General features: G+C 71.8%; 16 protein-coding genes. 8 read left to right on the forward strand and 8 right to left on the reverse strand.

What is annotated here, in order from left to right:
• Positions 1 to 36: 36 nt before the first annotated feature.
• The 4 genes from KJK29_RS38065 to KJK29_RS38080 all read left to right on the forward strand — a co-directional run bounded on the left by KJK29_RS38065 (position 37) and on the right by KJK29_RS38080 (position 4,104).
• Entirely contained in the window at positions 37 to 783 is a 747-nt protein-coding gene (locus tag KJK29_RS38065) for an AraC family transcriptional regulator (RefSeq protein WP_215123982.1), read from the forward strand.
• Between the two features lie 73 nt (positions 784 to 856).
• Positions 857 to 1,237 carry a DoxX family protein gene (locus tag KJK29_RS38070; protein WP_215123983.1) on the forward strand — a complete coding sequence of 127 codons (381 nt, stop codon included), beginning with the start codon at positions 857 to 859 and terminating at the stop codon, positions 1,235 to 1,237.
• Positions 1,234 to 1,701 (forward strand): peroxiredoxin, encoded by a 468-nt coding sequence (locus KJK29_RS38075; protein WP_215123984.1) that lies wholly within the window; start codon positions 1,234 to 1,236, stop codon positions 1,699 to 1,701. Before KJK29_RS38070 ends, KJK29_RS38075 begins: the two co-directional genes overlap by 4 nt.
• Positions 1,702 to 1,761: 60 nt before the next feature.
• On the forward strand, positions 1,762 to 4,104 hold the full coding sequence (locus tag KJK29_RS38080) for an ATP-binding SpoIIE family protein phosphatase (protein ID WP_215123985.1): 2,343 nt from the start codon (positions 1,762 to 1,764) through the stop codon (positions 4,102 to 4,104).
• Positions 4,105 to 4,138: 34 nt separating this feature from the next.
• Here KJK29_RS38080 and KJK29_RS38085 read toward each other — a convergent pair whose 3' ends face one another.
• Positions 4,139 to 4,969, reverse strand: coding sequence for an aldo/keto reductase (locus KJK29_RS38085; RefSeq protein ID WP_215123986.1), 831 nt, complete (start codon positions 4,967 to 4,969; stop codon positions 4,139 to 4,141).
• Between the two features lie 104 nt (positions 4,970 to 5,073).
• Between KJK29_RS38085 and KJK29_RS38090 the strand changes: the two genes are divergently transcribed.
• A complete protein-coding gene (locus KJK29_RS38090; RefSeq protein WP_215123987.1) occupies positions 5,074 to 6,138 on the forward strand; it encodes a LacI family DNA-binding transcriptional regulator in 1,065 nt (354 codons plus the stop codon).
• On the opposite strand, the gene KJK29_RS38095 is transcribed toward KJK29_RS38090, so the two are convergent.
• Genes KJK29_RS38095 through KJK29_RS38110 form a run of 4 tightly spaced genes read right to left on the reverse strand, consistent with a single transcriptional unit; the run spans position 6,101 to position 10,705 of the window.
• Complete coding sequence (locus KJK29_RS38095; RefSeq protein ID WP_215123988.1) at positions 6,101 to 7,477, reverse strand: glycoside hydrolase family 32 protein; 1,377 nt, start codon at positions 7,475 to 7,477, stop codon at positions 6,101 to 6,103. The two genes, KJK29_RS38090 and KJK29_RS38095, sit on opposite strands and share 38 nt — an antisense overlap.
• Positions 7,474 to 8,328, reverse strand: a complete 855-nt coding sequence (locus tag KJK29_RS38100; RefSeq protein ID WP_215123989.1) for a carbohydrate ABC transporter permease — start codon at positions 8,326 to 8,328, stop codon at positions 7,474 to 7,476. The genes KJK29_RS38095 and KJK29_RS38100 overlap by 4 nt, the downstream gene beginning before the upstream one ends.
• A gap of 14 nt (positions 8,329 to 8,342) precedes the next feature.
• Positions 8,343 to 9,299, reverse strand: coding sequence for a carbohydrate ABC transporter permease (locus tag KJK29_RS38105; RefSeq protein WP_215123990.1), 957 nt, complete (start codon positions 9,297 to 9,299; stop codon positions 8,343 to 8,345).
• A complete protein-coding gene (locus KJK29_RS38110) occupies positions 9,296 to 10,705 on the reverse strand; it encodes an extracellular solute-binding protein (protein ID WP_215123991.1) in 1,410 nt (469 codons plus the stop codon). The genes KJK29_RS38105 and KJK29_RS38110 overlap by 4 nt, the downstream gene beginning before the upstream one ends.
• A 155-nt stretch (positions 10,706 to 10,860) precedes the next feature.
• Between KJK29_RS38110 and KJK29_RS38115 the strand changes: the two genes are divergently transcribed.
• The gene (locus KJK29_RS38115; RefSeq protein ID WP_215123992.1) at positions 10,861 to 12,405 is read left to right on the forward strand and encodes a glycoside hydrolase family 32 protein; all 1,545 of its coding nucleotides are present in this window, start codon (positions 10,861 to 10,863) and stop codon (positions 12,403 to 12,405) included.
• An 87-nt stretch (positions 12,406 to 12,492) separates the two neighbouring features.
• Entirely contained in the window at positions 12,493 to 13,467 is a 975-nt protein-coding gene (locus KJK29_RS38120) for a TauD/TfdA dioxygenase family protein (protein WP_215123993.1), read from the forward strand.
• A gap of 37 nt (positions 13,468 to 13,504) precedes the next feature.
• Here KJK29_RS38120 and KJK29_RS38125 read toward each other — a convergent pair whose 3' ends face one another.
• Positions 13,505 to 13,966, reverse strand: coding sequence for an ester cyclase (locus tag KJK29_RS38125; protein ID WP_215123994.1), 462 nt, complete (start codon positions 13,964 to 13,966; stop codon positions 13,505 to 13,507).
• A 93-nt stretch (positions 13,967 to 14,059) separates the two neighbouring features.
• Here KJK29_RS38125 and KJK29_RS38130 point away from each other — a divergent pair, with 93 nt between their 5' ends.
• Positions 14,060 to 14,527, forward strand: a complete 468-nt coding sequence (locus KJK29_RS38130) for a MarR family winged helix-turn-helix transcriptional regulator (protein WP_251058049.1) — start codon at positions 14,060 to 14,062, stop codon at positions 14,525 to 14,527.
• A 31-nt stretch (positions 14,528 to 14,558) separates the two neighbouring features.
• On the opposite strand, the gene KJK29_RS38135 is transcribed toward KJK29_RS38130, so the two are convergent.
• Positions 14,559 to 15,587 carry an LLM class flavin-dependent oxidoreductase gene (locus KJK29_RS38135; RefSeq protein WP_215123995.1) on the reverse strand — a complete coding sequence of 343 codons (1,029 nt, stop codon included), beginning with the start codon at positions 15,585 to 15,587 and terminating at the stop codon, positions 14,559 to 14,561.
• 79 nt (positions 15,588 to 15,666) lie between these two features.
• On the reverse strand, positions 15,667 to 17,172 hold the full coding sequence (locus KJK29_RS38140) for a metallophosphoesterase family protein (RefSeq protein ID WP_215123996.1): 1,506 nt from the start codon (positions 17,170 to 17,172) through the stop codon (positions 15,667 to 15,669).
• Positions 17,173 to 17,200: the final 28 nt, after the last annotated feature.

Consider the following 17,200-nt stretch of genomic DNA (forward strand, 5'->3'; position numbering starts at 1 on the left):
GGCACGCATGGCCCGCTTCCGATAATCTGCCCGACTGTGCCGAACATCCGCCACACCCCCGAGGCGCCGACCCGCGCCCAGCGGCTGACCGCCGGAGACCGTATCGACGCGCACCGGCACGACGACCACCAGATCGTCTACGCGGGCGCAGGCGTCGTCGCCGTCACCACCGACTCTGGCACCTGGTTCGCGCCCGGCACCCGCGCCATCTGGGTTCCCGCCGGCACCGTGCACGCCCACCGCGCCCACGGCCGCCTCGACCTGCACCTGGTCGGCCTGCCCGCCGACGACAACCCCCTCGGCCTGGACCACCCCGCCGTCCTCGCCGTCAGCCCGCTGCTGCGCGAGCTGATCCTCGCCTACACCCGCGACCCCGGCGACGACAGCCCCGAGCGTCGCCGGCTGCGCGCCGTCCTGCGCGATCAGCTACGCCACTCGCCGCAGCAGCCCCTGCGCCTGCCCACGCCCGCCGATCCCCGGCTGGCCGCCGTCTGCGCGCTCGTGCACGCCGACCCCGCCGACGCCCGTACCCTCGCCGCGCTCGGCGCCGCCACCGGGGTGGGGGAGCGCACCCTGAGCCGGCTCTTCCGCGCCGAGTTCGGCATGACCTTCCCGCAGTGGCGCACGCAGTCGCGGCTCTACCACGCCCTGCGGATGCTGGCCGACGGCCTGCCCGTCACGACCGTCGCCCACCGCTGCGGCTGGTCCTCCGCCAGCGCGTTCATCGACGTCTTCCGCCGCTCGTTCGGCTACACCCCGGGCGCCCACAACCGCCGCGGCTGACCTGGCGAACCCCGGTCCGGCCACCCCTTTACCGCCCGGTAATATCGCGCGGCAGGCCATCAGAGGAGGAACCGTGTCCCGGTCCGAACGCTCGCCCCTACTGCTCGCCGGCCTGCTGGCCGCCGCGGGGGTAGCCCACTTCGCCGCCCCACGCTCGTTCGACGCGACCATTCCGCGCGCTCTGCCGGGCACGCCCCGGACCTGGACCTACGCCAGCGGCGTCGCCGAGCTGGCGCTGGCCGCGGGCCTGGCCGCGCCCCGTACCCGCAAGGCGGCCGCGCTGGCCACGACGGCCTTCTTCGTCGGGGTGTTCCCCGCCAATGTGAAGATGGCCGCCGACTGGCGCCACCGCCCCACGCCGCAGAAGGCCGCCGCCTTCGGACGCCTGCCCCTGCAGGTGCCGCTCGTGCTCTGGGCCCGCGGCGTCGCACGGAACGCGGAGGGCCGGTCGTGAGCGCGCGCGTCGAGACCGGGGACAAGGTCGAGGACTTCGAGCTGCCCGACGAGACCGGAACCCTCCGCAGCCTGTCCGGGCTGCTCGCCGAGGGCCCGGTCGTGCTCTTCTTCTACCCGGCCGCCCTGACCCCCGGCTGCACCGCCCAGGCCTGCCACTTCCGCGACCTCACCGCCGAGTTCGCCGCCGCCGGCGCACGCCCCGTCGGCATCAGTGGGGACACCGTCGAGCGGCAGCAGGAGTTCGCCGGAGCGCACTCCCTCGGCATGCCCCTGCTGTCCGACGCCGACGGCACGGTCCGCGAGCGGTTCGGCGTGAAGCGCGGCTTCTCCCTGGCCCCCACCAAGCGGACCACGTTCGTCATCGCACAGGACCAGACCGTCCTCGACGTCGTCCGCAGCGAGCTGCGCATGAACGCCCATGCCGACCGGGCGCTCGCCGCCCTGCGCGCTCACCGGAGCTGACACCGTCACGAATGATGCGCCGCGGTTGATAGCGGGCGGTAAAGGGATGATCCTGGACGAATGGAGGACGCCTCCGCTGCTGCGATCATCGACGCCCGCGGCATTGTGACGGGGTGGAGCGAGGGTGCCCGGAGGCTGACCGGCCATCCCGCCGAGGAGACCGTGGGCCGGGCCGTACGGGAGCTGCTCGCCGAGGACGTGCCGCCCGAGGCGGTGTCGGCACTGTCCGGCACCGTCATGGTGCGCCACCGCGAGGGCTATCTGGTCGGGCTCCGCGTCCGGGGATGCGCCGTGACGGGCCCGGACGGCGAGGCGGGCGGATTCGTCGTCACCGCCGAGCCCCCCGGCAGCGCCGAGACGTCCCTGGCCGGGCAGGCCTTCCAGCAGGCCTCCATGTCGATGTCCGTCTTCGACACCAGCCAGCGCTATCTGCGGCTCAACGAAGCGGCCTGCCATGTGATGGGCGTGCCCGAGGAGACCCTGCTCGGCCGGCCCTTCCCGGAGACCGTCGAGGAGGCCGAGCACAGCAAGGGCTTCAACTGGCATCTGCGGCATGTCTCCGACACGGGCAGGCCGGTGCGCTACGAGAGCTTCACAGGCGCGCCGTCCCTGAACCGGGAGCACGCCTGGAGCATCGAGATGTGGCCCGTCCGGGACGACTCCGGCGAGGTCATGGGCACCGCCCTCGCCGCCTTCGACAGCACCGAGCAGTACTGGGCACGGCAGCGACTGGCCCTGCTGAACGAGGCCGCGGCCACCATCGGCACCACCCTGGACGTGGTGCGCACCGCCGAGGAACTGATCGAGGTCGTGGTGCCCCGGTTCGCCGACTTCGCCAGCGTGGACCTGTTCGACTGGGTCCTCGGCGCGGAGGAGTCGCCGACCGTGCCCACCGAGGAGATCGTGCTGCGCCGCGTCGCCCACGGCTCCCACACCGAAGGCACCCCGGAGGCCGCCGTCCGCCTCGGCGAGGTGGACGTCTACCCCGGCTTCTCGCCCATCGCCCGCGCGATGCGGGAGGGCCGCGCCATCCTCAGCCAGGCGGGGGAGCCGTCGTTCATGCGGTGGGTCGCCGAGCGCAACACGCGCGCCCCGCAAGGACGCCCCTACCGCAAGGGCGTCCATTCGATGATGGCCGTGCCGCTGCGGGCCCGCGGCACCACCCTCGGCGTCGCCGTGGCCGTGCGCATCACGCAGCCCGACGACTACGCCGCCGACGACGCCGTCTTCGCCGAGGAACTCGCCAGCCGGGCCGCGGTCTGCGTCGACAACGCCCGGCGCTTCGCCCGGGAACGCACCACCGCGCTGGCCCTCCAGCACAGCCTGCTGCCGAGAGGGCTGCCCGGCCAGGCCGCCGTCCAGGTCGCCCACCGCTATCTGCCCTCCGGCTCCGCGGCCGGCATCGGCGGCGACTGGTTCGACGTCATCCCGCTCTCCGGCAGCCGGGTCGCGCTGGTCGTCGGGGACGTCGTGGGCCACGGCATCCCCTCCTCGGCGACCATGGGCCGGCTGGTCACGGCCGTACGCACCCTCGCCGACGTCGACCTGCCGCCCGACGAACTCCTCACCCACCTGGACGACCTCGTCACCCATCTCGCCTCGGACGACGAGGGCGACGAGGTCGCGGAACTCGGCGCGACCTGCCTCTACGCCGTCTACGACCCCGTCACACGCCGGCTGAACCTGGCCGCCGCCGGGCACCCCGCCCCCGCCCTGGTGCTGCCCGACGGATCCGCCCGGCTGATCCCCATGAGCGCGGGGCCCCCGCTGGGCGTCGGAGGGCTGCCGTTCGAGGCGACGGAGCTCCAACTGCCCGAGGGATCCGTCGTCGCCCTCTACACCGACGGACTCATCGAGGACCGCGACCGCGACGTCGACCACGCCACCGACGAGCTGTGCCGCGCCCTGACCGTGCCCGCCGACTCGCTCGACGCCCTCTGCGACACCGTGCTGAAGGCCGTACTGCCCGAGGAGCCCAGCGACGACGTGGCGCTGCTGCTGGCCCGCACCCGGGCGCTGGGCGCGGACCAGGTCGCCACCTGGGACGTCACACCGGACCCCGCGCAGGTGGCGATCACCCGGCAGGCCGCCACCGACCAGCTCACCGCGTGGGGGCTGGACGAGACGGCCTTCGTCACCGAACTGGTCGTCAGCGAACTGGTCACCAACGCCATCCGGTACGGCGCTCCGCCCATCCAGCTCCGACTGATCCGCGACCAGACCCTCATCTGCGAGGTGTCCGACGGCAGTTCGACCTCCCCGCACCTGCGGCGCGCCCACCAGGACGACGAGGGCGGGCGCGGACTGCTGCTGGTCGCCCAGCTCACCCAGCGCTGGGGCAGCCGGCAGACCACCAGGGGCAAGACCATCTGGTGCGAGCAGTCACTCACACCACTGTTCTGACCACGGCCGTCGGCCCGTCCGGCCCGCGTGCCCGTCAGAACTCCTCGTGCACCTCGGGGTCCCCGCCCACCCGCCGGTGCGCCCGGTCGGCGACGGCAGCCAGCTCGTCCTCGCTCAGCTCGAAGCCGAAGACGTCGAGGTTCGCGCGCTGCCGCTCAGGGTTCGCCGACTTCGGGATCGGCACTGCGCCCAGCTGCGTGTGCCAGCGCAGGACCACCTGCCCGGCCGACACCCCGTGCGCCTCGGCGATCCGTGCCACGGCCGGGTCGTCCAGCAGGGGCGTGCCCCGGCCCAGCGGACTCCAGCTCTCGGTGACGATGTTCTTGCCCGCGTGGAAGGCGCGCAGCTCTTCCTGCGGCAGGAAGGGGTGCAGCTCGATCTGGTTCACCGAGGGCAGGACACCGGTCTCCTTCTCCAGCCGCTCGATGTGCCCGGCCGTGAAGTTGGAGACCCCGATCGAGCGGACGAGCCCCTCCTCGCGCAGCTTGATCATGGCCTTCCAGGAGTCGACGTACCGGTCCACGCGCGGCAGCGGCCAGTGGATCAGGTACAGGTCGACATACTCCAGGCCCAGGCGGGCCCGGGACTCCTCGAACGAGGCGAGGGTCTCCTCGTAGCCGTGGTGCCGTCCGGGGAGCTTCGTCGTCACGACGATCTCCTCGCGCGGCACCACGCCGGAGGCCACACCACGGCCCACCCCCGTCTCGTTGCGGTAGTTCGTCGCCGTGTCGATCAGGCGGTAGCCCGCCTCCAGGGCCGAGAGCACCGCCTGCTGCGCCTCGTCGTCGCCCAGCGGCCAGGTGCCGAGGCCCAGGGCGGGGAGCGCCGTACCGTCGTTGAGTGTGTGCGTCGGGATGCTGATCACCGTGGGACCTTCCCGTTGACTGTTGACCGTGTCGTCCTTCCAGCGTCACGGATAGGGTGGGCGATGATCAACCGGACGGGCGGCGGATGAGGACGGCGGACGGCATGGGCAGCGCCGAGAAGAAGCCGGGGACGGGATCGGGGCGTCCCACCTCGCGGGACGTGGCCCGGCTCGCCGGTGTGTCGCACACCGCGGTGTCCTTCGTGTTCAACGGCCGGGCCGACGGCAACCTCTCGCCCGCCACCCAGGAACGCATTCGGCAGGCCGCGACCCGGCTCGGCTACCGGCCCGACCCCGTCGCCCGCGGCCTGCGCCGCAGCCGTACGGCCGTGATCGGCCTCGTCACCGACGAGATCGCCTCCTCGCCGTTCGCCGGGCGGCTGCTGCGCGGCGCCATGGACACCGCCTGGGCCGGGGAGCACCTGGTCCTCACCGTCGACTCCGGCGGCGATCCGGCCAAGGAGGACGCGGCGGTCGCCGAACTCCTCGACCGGCGCGTCGACGGCATCATCTACGCGGCGATGTCCCTGCGCCGCGTCCGTGTGCCCGAGGGACTGCACCGCACCCACTCCGTGCTGGCCAACTGCCTGCCCGAGGACGGCTCGCTGCCCGCCGTGATCCCCGCCGAGCGTGCGGGAGGCCGGACGGCGGCCCGGCTGCTGCTGGAACAGGGACACCGGCGGGTCGCGCTCGTCGGCGGGCAGAACGACATTGCCTCGGTGGAACGGCTGCGCGGCTTCCGCGACGCGCTGCGCGCCGAGGGCGTCACCGTGCCCAAGGACTGGGTCGTACGGACCGGAGGGGAGATCTCCAGCGGGTACGAGGGCACCGTCCGCCTCCTCGACGGTGCCCCGGCCGACCAGCGGCCCACCGGCGTCTTCAGCTACAACGACCGGGTCGCGGCGGGCGTCCTGCACGCCGCGACCCGGCTCGGGCTCTCCGTACCCGGCGAGCTTTCGGTGGTGGGCTACGACGACCAGGAGCACATGGCCGCCCACCTCGCACCGCCCCTCACCACCGTCGCGCTGCCCCACCGGGCGATGGGGGAGGCCGCGGCGGGCCTCCTCCTCGAGGCCATCGGCACCGGACGGACACCGCCCGCCACCGTGCGGCGCCTGGCCTGCCCGGTGATCAGCCGCGCGTCGGTGGGACCAGCGCCCATCCGGTGACGGCCGCGCCGGGTGTCACACTCAACTCCCGTGTGTCGCCGGGGCGTTGGTAGACACGCTCGGTGACCGTGGCCCGGTCGCCGACGAACAGTTCGTACAGCGAGCCGTCGACGAGGACGCGCACCGTGAGCTCCTCGGTCGGCGGTACACGGACGACGACCGGTTCCGCCGTTTCCTTGCGGGGCCAGTCGCTCCGGTCGAGCGTGACCGTGCCCTCGGCCGGGTCCAGACGGACCGTCAGCTCGGCGCCCGAGGCCGACCTCAGCAGACCCACCGTGGTGCGGTCGCGGGCGCTGACGGTCAGGTCGTAGGCCGCCGGCAGCGCGGTCCGGCCCGGGGTGGTGACGAACGGTTCCTCGGCGTGCAGCCGGTGCAGCTCCGGGGCCGGGGCCACCCGCAGCGCCCCGTCCGGGTGGACGTCGACGACACGGGGAGCGGTCAGGACTCCCGCCCAGTCGTGCTCGCCCTGCTCGCGGGCCTCCCACGACCAGCCCCACATCAGGGCCCGGTCCGGCTCCTGGAGCACGGCGGGCGCGTAGAAGTCACGGCCGTGGTCGAGCCGGCCGCCCGTCCGCGCGGTGAAGCGCAGGTCCCCGTCCAGACGGCCCGTCAGGTAGCCGGTGGTCCAGGGGTGGCCGTCCCACAGCGACACGACCAGTACCCACTCGCCGCTCCGCGTCGCGTAGAGCTGCGGGCACTCCCAGCCGGTCGCCCGGTCGCCGAACGCCGCCCGGGCGACCGGGTCCCGGCCGTCGAGGAGCACACCGGCGAACCGCCAGTCGGTCAGGTCGTCGCAGTCGTACAGCAGGACCGACGGCGTACCGTCGGCGTGCCCCGCACCGACCAGCGCCAGACGCCGCCCGTCGTGCCGGAAGACGAACGGGTCGCGGAACATCGCCACGTCCAGCCCCGAGGGCGGGCCCTTCACCACCGGCGTGGGCAGGGGAACCCACTCGGCCAGCGTCTCGTCGTCCGGGTCCGCCGCCCGGGCCAGGCAGATCGTGCCGAGGCCGGTGTGGTCCCGGTCGACCCCGGTGTAGACGGCAGTCGGCACACCGTCGTCATCGACCAGGCACCCCGACCAGCAGCCCGCCTCGTCCGGCCCGCCCGGCGTCGGGGCGAGCGCGACCGGGTGATGCTCCCAGCGGACGAGATCAGGGCTGGAGGCGTGCCCCCAGTGGACGTTCGCGTGCACCGGGGCGTCCGGGTTGTGCTGGTAGAAGAGGTGGTGGCGGCCACGCCAGCGGAAGGGCCCGTTCGGGTCGTTCATCCAGTTGGCGGGCGGGCGGACCCGGTAGCGCGGGGCGTGCGGGTCCTGCGGGGGAGCGGTGAGGCTCAACGGTTGACTCCTGCGGACGTGATGCCCTCGCGCAGAGGGCGCTGGCCGACGACGAACACGGCGACGGCGGGAAGCATGGAGAGCACGACACCGGCGAGCACGACGGAGATCGAGCCGGTGCCGAGGTTGCCCTGGAGGGAGACCAGACCCAGCGGCAGCGTGTAGTTCTGGCCCGACGTCTCGAGGATCAGCGGCCGGAAGAACTCGTTCCAGTGGTAGTTGAAGGCCAGTACGCCGACGATCGCGAGGCCGGGCGCCGCCAGCGGGGCGTACACGGAGCGGAAGGTCCGCCAGGGCCCGGCGCCGTCCAGCATCGCCGCCTCGCCCAGGTCCTTGGGCATGCCCAGGAAGTACTGGCGCATCAGGAACGTGCCGAACGCGGTCGGAAACGCCGGGATGATCAGTCCCAGCAGGGTGTCGGTCAGGCTCATCGACTTCAGCACCAGGAACACCGGCACGATGGTGACCTGCAGCGGCACCATCATCGTCGCCAGGACCAGGCCGAACAGCGGCTTCTTGAAGCGGAACTCCAGCCGTGCGAAGGCGTATCCGGCGAGGCCCGCCGTGATCATCTGGCCGACCGCGATCAGCCCGGTGACCAGCGTGGAGTTCAGCGCCAGCAGCCAGACGTCGATCTGGTCGAACACCCCGCGATACGCCTCGGTGGACGGGTTCGACGGGACGAGCTGCGGCGGCAGATCGAACGCCTCGGCGGGCGTCCGCAGCGAGGTGGAGACCGTCCACACCACCGGGCCGAGGGTGAGCAGGGCGCATACGGCCAGCCCGGCGATCCGCGCCCAGGGCGCGAGCCGGTACCGCACACGACCGGAGGACAGGGTTGCTTGACTCATGGGACTCACCCGGCTCACTGGTAGTGGACGAAACGCCGGCTGAGCCGGAACTGGAGTGCCGTGACGGCCATGATCAGCGCGAACAGCAGCACACCCACCGCGGACGCCTCACCGAAGCGCAACTGCTCGAACGCCGTCTCGTAGATCACCATCACGACCGTGCGGGTGGAGTCGCCGGGACCGCCGTTGGTGAGGACGTACGGCTGCTCGAAGACCTGCAGCGCGTTGATGATGCCGACGACCGAGGCGACCAGCAGCGTCGGTGACAGCAGCGGCAGGGTGACGGTGAGGTGCTTGCGCAGGCCGGTCGCGCCGTCCAGGGCGGCGGCCTCGTGGATCTCCTTCGGGATGTTGTTCAGGCCGCCGATGAACAGCAGGAACGAGAAGCCGAACTGCTGCCAGACATAGACCAGGACCACGGTCGCCATCGCCGCGTTCTCCGACGTCAGCCACGGCACCGGCGCGATCCCGACGAAGCCGAGCAGCCAGTTGACCACCCCGAAGTCCTGGTTGAACAGGTACTTCATCACCACCGAGATCGACGCGGCGGACAGCACGAGCGGGAAGAAGAACGCCGAGCGGAACACCGACCGCAGCCACACCGGCATCCGGCCGTTGATGGTCAGGGCCAGCGCCAGCGCGATCAGCAGTTGCAGCGCCACCGCGAACACCATGAACACCAGCGTGTTGCGGAAGGACACCAGGACGGTCGAGTCGCCGAACACCTCCCCGTAGTTGGAGAGTCCGGCGTAACCCGGCGAGTCGATCACGTTCCAGTGGAAGAGGCTCAGCACCACCGAGCCGACGATGGGGACGACCGTGAACACGACGATGCCGACGATCGTCGGGGCCAGGAACAGGGTCGCCAGCAGCCGGCTGCCCCGGTCGCGGGCCGGGGGACGCTTGCGCGTCGGGGCCGGCGCGGCCTCGGGGCGGGCGGCCCGGGCGGGTGGTGTCTGGGTGTTCGTCATGCGTCACGCTCCATGGCCTTCTCCAGATCGCCCTGCATCCGGCGCAGCGCGGGACGCACCGAGCGCGGGGAGGCCAGGGCCGTACCGGTGTGCTTCAGCAGCACCTGCTCGACCTCCGCGACCTGCGGCGGCGCCGGAATGGGCCCGGTGTCGGGGAATCGGTCGAGGGTGTCGTAGAAGACCGGCCAGTGCGCCGGACCCGTCTTCTCGTAGCGGTCGGCGGTCAGCAGGGAGCGGCGGGCCGGGGTCGTCTGGTTCGTCGTGAACAGCCGCTCCAGGGTGTCCTTGCGGGCCGCGTACTTGATGAACTCCCATGCCTCGTCCTGCATCTTCGAGGTGCGCAGCAGCGCGTAGCCCGCCGCGCCGTACTGCATGCGCTGGGTGCGCCAGCGCGGGAAGTACTGCACGTCGAAGCCGTCCGGCTCCATACCGGCCAGGGACAGCCCGCCCGCCCAGAAGCCGCCCGCCGGGGTGACACCGACCCGGCCGGTGGAGAACACGCCGATGAGGTTCTGGCCGTTGCCGCCCTCGGGGCGGGTGCACAGGCCGTCCTGGATGAGGGAGGCGAGATAGTCGTAGACCTCCTCCACCCGGTCGTGGGTGGCCTGCGGCGTGGTCCATCGGAAGCCGCCCCCACGCCCTTTGCGCTGAGCCGCCGGATAGAAGCCGTCCCACAGCCACCGCCCGCCGGGCGCCTTGGACTCGGCGAGCAGATTGGTGTCGTTCGCGAACAGCCAGGGCACCACGCCGCCCCAGAGCCGGTTGGTCCAGAAGTACGGCGTGAAGCGGGAGCCGCTGGACTTCTTCATGTCCCGCAGCAGCGTGGTGAAGTCGTCGCGCGTCCAGTCGGCCGGCGGGAAGTCCGCGCCCGCCCGGCGCAGCACCTGCCGGTTGAAGTACATGTCGGCGGCGTTGAACTCCACCGGGAGCTGGTAGAGGCTGCCCTCGTACATCATCGACTCCACCAGCGAGGGGTGGACGTCGGCGAAGTACTCCTTCAGCTCGGCCGCGTCCCGCCGCACCCACTTGTCCAGGGCCACGCCGAGCCGCTGTGCGAAGAGCTGCACGCCCTCGGTGGCGACGTAGACGAGGTCGGGGGCGGTGCCCGCCGCGACCTGGGTGAGGATCTTCGCGAAGAAGTCCGACCAGTCGACGGCCTGCACCGCGTTGACGCGGAGCTTGATGTCGGGGTGCAGCTCGCGGAAGCCGTCCTGGAGCGTGCGGATGGCCTCGGGCCCGTAGGCGGGGCCCAGCGTGGCGACGACCAGGGAGCCGTCGTCCCGGCCGGGGATGTCGGCTCCGGTGAGCCGGTCCCAGCTCGCTGCGGTGCCGGCCAGGGCGGCGGCCCCCGCGCCGTAGGCGCCGTACCGCATGAGGGCGCGGCGGGTGAGGTGTGAGTCGGTCATCGTTGGGCCTAACTCGTGTTAGACGAGGAGTGATGCCCAGATGATGTGAGTGCCGCAGGGACCTGTCAAGGCGTGCGACCGCTTGACCTTTAACGAGTTAGGTCCGAGAGTCCTGGTCCCATGAGCCGCCGTTTCCGACGAGAGGAACGAGTGTCATGAGCGGGATCAGCAGGAGAGCGCTGTTCGCCGGTACGGCCGTGGGCACGGCCGGCGCGTTACTGCCCGCAGCGGCGGGCCCGGCTGCGGCCGGACCCGGGAGGGCAGCCGCGAGCTACCGCGCCGCCTACCACTTCACCGTCCCCGAACAGTGGAAGAACGACCCGCAGCGCCCGATCTGGATCGACGGCGCGTACCACTACTACTACCTCCACAACGCCGACTACCTCTCCGGCGAGGTCGGCACCGCCTGGCGCCTGGCCACCAGCACCGACCTGGTCTCCTTCACGGACCGGGGGATCGCCGTACCCAAGGACACCACCCCGGGCGGCGACGTCTGGTCGGGCTCGGCGGTGATCGACACGGACGACACGGCGGGCTTCGGGGCGGGCGCGGTCGTCGTCCTGGCCACGATGTCGCCGCACGACGGCCCGAACGACCAGGCGCAGTACCTGTACTACTCCACTGACGGCGGCCGCTCCTTCACCCCCCACGGCACCGACCCGGTGCTGCCCAACCCCGGAGTGCGCGACTTCCGCGACCCCAAGGTGATCCGCGACGAGGAGCGGGACCGCTGGGTGATGACCCTCGCCGAGAACGACAAGGTGGGCTTCTACCACTCCGCCGACCTCAAGTCCTGGACGTACGTCAGCGGTTTCGTCAAAGGCGGCATCGGCGTGCTGGAGTGCCCGGACCTGTTCCGGATCCGCGCCGGGGACGGCACGGCGAAATGGGTGCTCGGCGTGAGCGCCAACGGCAAGGCCGCCGGGCTGCCGAACACGTACGCGTACTGGACGGGCTCCTTCGACGGGAGCGCCTTCACCGCCGACGCCACCGAACCGCAGTGGCTCGACCGGGGCTGGGACTGGTACGGGGCCGTCACCTTCGACAAACGCGGCACCGACGGCACGCTCGACGAGGAGACCCGCTACGCCATCGGCTGGCTGAACAACTGGGACTACGCCCAGATCACGCCCACCATCGACAGCGACGGCTTCAACGGCACCGACTCGATCGTCCGCGAGATCACGCTGAAACGCGCGGCCGACGGCACCTACCACCTGGTGTCCCGGCCGGTCGCCGCGCTCGACCGGTACGTCTCGCGCACGGTACGGCTCGGCGACCTGGCGGTCGAGGGCACCCGAGTCCTCGACTACCGGGGCACCGCCTACGAACTGACCTGCGAGATCACCTGGGACCAGGTCACGGGCGCGGGAATGCAACTGCGGCGCTCCCCGGACGGCGCCCGGCACATCGACGCCGGAGTCCACCGCGACTACGCCTACCTCAACCGCCGCCCCACCGTGTCCCCGGACATGTCGGGCCGATGGCAGGAGAGCCACAGCCCCTTCGACCCGGCCCGGCGCACGGTGACACTCCGCGCCCTGGTCGACCGCACCTCGGTGGAACTGTTCCTGGACGACGGCCGGTACGTGCACTCGACGGCGGCGTTCCCCTACCTGGTCGACAACGGGCTCGCGCTGTTCACCATCGACGGCAGGGCGGTGTTCCGGAACACCACGATCCGGGAGTTCGAGGTGTGAGCGGTGCGGTGCGGTGTCGCCCGGGACGGAGATCACTGTCACGATCTTCGGGACGGCAGACACACGCCCACGACCAGCGGAGCACTCATGACGACGGACAGCCCGATCACGGACGAGGCGGCGCGGGAGGCCGGGGTGGAGGTGAGGCCGGTCGCCGGGCACATCGGCGCCGAGATCGGTGGGGTCGACCTGGCGGCGGACCTCGACGACGCCGTGATCGCCGCGATCAGGGCGGCGGTGCTGCGCTGGAAGGTGGTGTTCTTCCGGGGACAGAAGCTGGACCACACCGGGCATGTGGCCTTCGCGCGCCGGTTCGGCGAGACCGTGGTGCTGCCCCGGCGCGGCAAGGCCTCGCCGCCGGACTTCCCCGAGATCGAGACGACCGCCGACCGGCTCGAACTGGGCGGGAGGTTCGGCATGGAGCACGACGAGTGGCTGCGGCGCCGCCGCCACACCCTGCTGCGCGGCTGGCACTGCGACCACGGCGCCCGTATCGACCCGCCGGCCGCGACGATCCTGCGCGCGGAGACCGTACCGCCCTACGGCGGCGACACCACCTGGTCGAACCTGGCGGCGGCGTACGCCGGACTCTCCGCGCCGCTGCGGGAGTTCGCCGACACGCTGCGGGCCGAGCACCGCCTCGGCGTCGGCTACCAGCCCCGGCCCGGCGACGACGCCTACGTCCGCCACCTGCTGGACCGTCAGGTCGCCTCACTGCACCCCCTGGTGCGCGTCCACCCGGAGACGGGGGAGCGGATCCTCTACGTCAACGGCTACTACATCGAGCAGATCGCCGGCCTCTCCCGCCCCGAGAGCAGCGCGATCCTGGACCTGCTGCTGGAGCAGGCGGTCCGGCCCGAGTACACGGTCCGCTTCCGCTGGGAGCCGGGCAGCGTGGCGTTCTGGGACAACCGCGCCACGATGCATCTCGCCCCCGGCGACACCACCCACCTCGACCACCCGCGGATCATGCACCGGGTGATGCTCGCGGGCGACGTGCCCGTCGGGGTGGACGGGAAGCTGTCGGAGCCGATCACCGGGACGGCGCCCGGGCGGTGGTGACCCGGTGATCGGTGAGCTGTCGCGGGCGGGCGGCGGTTCAGTGCCGGGCGGGGCCGTTGGGGCCGGAGATCGCGCCGAGTTGGGACAGACCGTCGAGGATGTCGGTGCAGGTCCAGTACTCGACGAACCGGCCGTTCCGGACGCGCAGGATGTCGTTGCCGCTGAAGGAGATCCTCGTGCCGGTCGGGGCGGTGGCCTGGGGGATGCCGCCGGCGTAGGTGGCGCGCAGGGTCCAGCGGGCGGAGATCAGGTCGCCGTCGACGATCGGGCCGATGTCGACGGTGATGGTGATGTCGTCGAAGGCGGCCATGGTCTGCTCGATCTCGGGCAGCAGGCGCCCGGGGCCGGTGACGGCTTCGGAGTCGCTGCCGTCGGGGCGGGCCTGGTGGACGACCAACCCGGGGTCGAGGATCTCCTCGGCGTGGCTGAAGTCGCCGCGCCACAGCTCGCTCCAGCGAGCGTAGAGGGCGCGCAGTTGCGCGGGGGTGTGGCTGGTCATGGGTTCTCCCGGAGTCGGGCGGGGCGTGCTACAAAGGGTCTGCGTCACACATTATCTGCGTGACGCAGATATAAGTAGACGTGAGGACGATTCGTGTCAAACCGAACCCGCGGGGAGCTGGTCGCGGCGGTCACCGCGACGGCGCGGCGTCACCACGCCGCCTACACGCTGTTCAACCAGGCCATGGCCGAACACCTCGGCCTCCACCCCACCGACCTGCAGTGCGTGAGCCTGCTCGCCCTGGAACCCGGCCCTCGCACTACGGGGGAGATCGCGGAGCTGACCGGGCTGACCTCCGGATCGGCCACCCGCCTCGTCGACCGCCTCCAGAAGGCCGGCCTCGCCGAACGCCATGCCGACCCCCACGACCGGCGCAAGATGCTGGTCTCCCTCACCAGCGGCCGCACCCCCGAGATCGAAGCCGCCTGGAGCACCCCCGGGGAAGCCTTCGACGAGGCATTGGACTACTTCACTGACGACGAACTCATCGTGATCGAGCGGTACTTGCGCCGCACCACTGACGTGGGAGCGGAACAGACGGCACGCCTGCGCACGGGCTGACCCGACGTCGACCCGGCCGCCGCCGGAGTGGTCAAGCGGCCGGTCGCCATCCCAGCGCCGGTCCGAGCCTCGTCGCCATGTCCGTGAGGATCTGGAGATAGTCCTCGTGCTCGAACGTGAACGGCAGGGCGAACGCGACCTCGTCGACCTCTCGGAACGCGGCGTGGGCGTGGAGTCGCTCGGCGATCTCGGTCGAGGTGCCCACCAGGTCCGGTGCGAACAGGAGTCGGGCCGGGCCCTGGGGTTCGGTCGTGCGAGGGGTGCGCTCGGCGGCGTACTTCTCGTAGCGGGCGCGCTGGTCGGGGGAGGCGGAGTCCGTCGGGATGACGACCAGGCCCTGCGAGACCCGGGCGGCGTCGCCGTCGGGGTGGGCGGCGCGGAAGGCGTGGATGTGGGAGAGCTGGATCTGGGCGAAGTCGTGGGGCCCTTCGGGGGCTTCGGCCTTGACGACGCTGCTGGTGAGGAGGTTCATGCCGTGCTCGCCCGCCCAGCGGGCCGAGTGCAGGCTGCCGGCGCCGTACCACAGGCGGTGGCCCAGGCCGGGGGAGTGCGGCTGCACCTGCTGCGAGAAGACCTCGAAGCCTTCCCGCCCGCCGAAGTCCGTCGCCGGCTTGCCCCGCACGAAGTCCAGCAGCCGCTCCACCCGCCCGTGTCCAAAGTCCTCCGCTTCGGCCGTGTCCGGGTAGAGCGCGCCCTTGACCTGGTCGAAGTGCATCGGCGGGCCCACACTGACGCCCGGGTTGAGCCGGCCGCCGGACAGCAGGTCGACGGTGGCCAGATCCTCGGCCAGCCGCAGCGGGTTCTCCCAGCCCAGCGGGGTGACCGCCGTGCCGAGTTCGATGCGGCGGGTCCGCTGCGAGGCCGCGGCCAGGACCGCTACGGGCGAGGAGATGCCGTACTGGAGGTGGCGGTGGCGTACCCACGCACTGTCGAAGCCGAGCCGCTCGCCCAGCTCGATGATCTCCAGCGTGGACTCGTGGCCACGGCGTGGATCCGCCTCGTCGAACAGTCCGATGGTCAGGAAACCCAGCTTGCGCAGCGGTCGTGAGGTCGGTGGCACGGACCCTCCGTCATTGAATGTTCAAGGGGTATGGCTGTGTCAACCCCGCGATGGCCCGCCCTGTTCCCGCCGCCCCGGGTCAGCTCAGCGGGATCGTCACCTCGTCCTCGACCGGCGGGGAGATCTCCTGGGCGCGGTCACCGGTGGCGGCGTAGCAGCGCAGGCGGACCGAGTCCGGGGAGACGTCCAGACGCAGGAAGCACTTGAAGAACGGCGGGCTGTAGGTCGCCGAACTCGGCGAGAACAGCGACGTGTAGATCTTCCGCACGGGCAGCCGGAACCGCTTGGCCTTGTCGGGCCGGCGCCCGGTGCCGAGCAGCCCGGCGACCAGACGGACGCGCCGGGTGACACGGGTCGAAGCGGCCGGCGAGCGGGCGGGCTGGATACCGAGGCGCTCGGCGATCACGGCCGTCGCCTCGGCCTCGGTGAGGGTGAAGAAGCGGCGCATGCGCAGCCGGTGGCCGTAGAGCCGGCTGTAGAAGGCGAGGGAGTCGCCGCGCAGCGGATAGCAGCGGAAGTCCTGCTCGGTGACGTCCGCGACGGAGACGCGCGGGATGGTGTGGGTGGCGTGCATGAACGCCCCGCCGCCGCCCGCGACCACGTACTGCAGGGTGCGTCCGTCGTCCAGCCGGACGGGATAGCGCTGGTAGTTGTGGATGTCGCCGCCGATCGCCGCCACATAGTGGTGCGCGGGGTCGCGGACGATGTCGTCGACCGTGCCGCCCCCTTCGATGGCGCACGGCTCGTGCCTGCCGTCCACGTACAGGGGCGAGCCGGTGACCAGGATCTTCGGGCGTGGCCCCTGGGAGACCTCGCGCAGCCAGGCGCCCTGCTCGGCGTCGAGGGTGCCCAGCAGACCCGTGTCGATGCCGATGATCCGCACCGGACCGGCGTCGATCGCCCAGTACGGGCCCGGCTGGACGGCGTGCTGGGCGGGGGAGGAGCGCAACTTGCGGGCCTCGGCCAGGTGTTGCCCGTCGTCCGGACGCGCCTTGTGCCACAGCAGGGACCGCAGCCAGGCCCGGCTGAGGGGACGCGGCCGGGGCTCGGGCGGCAGCGGCGGGGCGTCGTCGCAGAAGACGCGCATGAAGCCGCCGAGGTCCTCGTACCAGTCGTGGTTGCCGGGTATCGCGTAGATCGGCGCCTGGTAGTCCTGGTACGGGCGGAAGAACTTGGTGTCGTAGTCGTCCGCGCTGCCCACCGGGTAGATCACGTCGCTGGCCAGTACCGCGAAGCTGGTGTCCTGACCGGTCTTCAGAAAGCCCGGCACGACGGCGTACTGGGGGTCGTCGCCCTCGCCGGTGTCGCCGATGACCAGGAAGGAGAAACGGTCCGGCTCCTCACGCCGGATCACCTTGTCGGCCGGTGCGCCGCCGGCCTCGCGCTGCGCCACCCACCGGCCGCGTATTCGCCCGGTGGGGTCGCCGAACCAGGAGGCCAGCACGCCGTTGCGGGCGGCCCACAGCGTCTTCGGGTTCAGCCAGGAGATCTTCTCGACCCGCTGCGGCATCAACTGCTGGTACGCGCCGCGTTCGGTGCTGTTCCAGCCTGCGCCTTCGGCGGTATCGCGTGAGGAGTCAGACACCGATGCACCGTAACAATCGATCCAGAAG

It is taken from the genome of Streptomyces koelreuteriae (assembly GCF_018604545.1).
In the GTDB taxonomy this organism is placed as follows: Bacteria; Actinomycetota; Actinomycetes; order Streptomycetales; family Streptomycetaceae; genus Streptomyces; species Streptomyces koelreuteriae.

Excerpts from the sequence above, each read along its gene's own strand:
- KJK29_RS38080 (WP_215123985.1), top strand. The coding sequence starts at position 1,762 with ATGGAGGACGCCTCCGCTGCTGCGATCATCGACGCCCGCGGCATTGTG.
- KJK29_RS38090 (WP_215123987.1), top strand. The coding sequence starts at position 5,074 with ATGGGCAGCGCCGAGAAGAAGCCGGGGACGGGATCGGGGCGTCCCACC.
- KJK29_RS38100 (WP_215123989.1), bottom strand. The coding sequence starts at position 8,328 with ATGAGTCAAGCAACCCTGTCCTCCGGTCGTGTGCGGTACCGGCTCGCG.
- KJK29_RS38105 (WP_215123990.1), bottom strand. The coding sequence starts at position 9,299 with ATGACGAACACCCAGACACCACCCGCCCGGGCCGCCCGCCCCGAGGCC.
- KJK29_RS38110 (WP_215123991.1), bottom strand. The coding sequence starts at position 10,705 with ATGACCGACTCACACCTCACCCGCCGCGCCCTCATGCGGTACGGCGCC.
- KJK29_RS38115 (WP_215123992.1), top strand. The coding sequence starts at position 10,861 with ATGAGCGGGATCAGCAGGAGAGCGCTGTTCGCCGGTACGGCCGTGGGC.
- KJK29_RS38120 (WP_215123993.1), top strand. The coding sequence starts at position 12,493 with ATGACGACGGACAGCCCGATCACGGACGAGGCGGCGCGGGAGGCCGGG.
- KJK29_RS38125 (WP_215123994.1), bottom strand. The coding sequence starts at position 13,966 with ATGACCAGCCACACCCCCGCGCAACTGCGCGCCCTCTACGCTCGCTGG.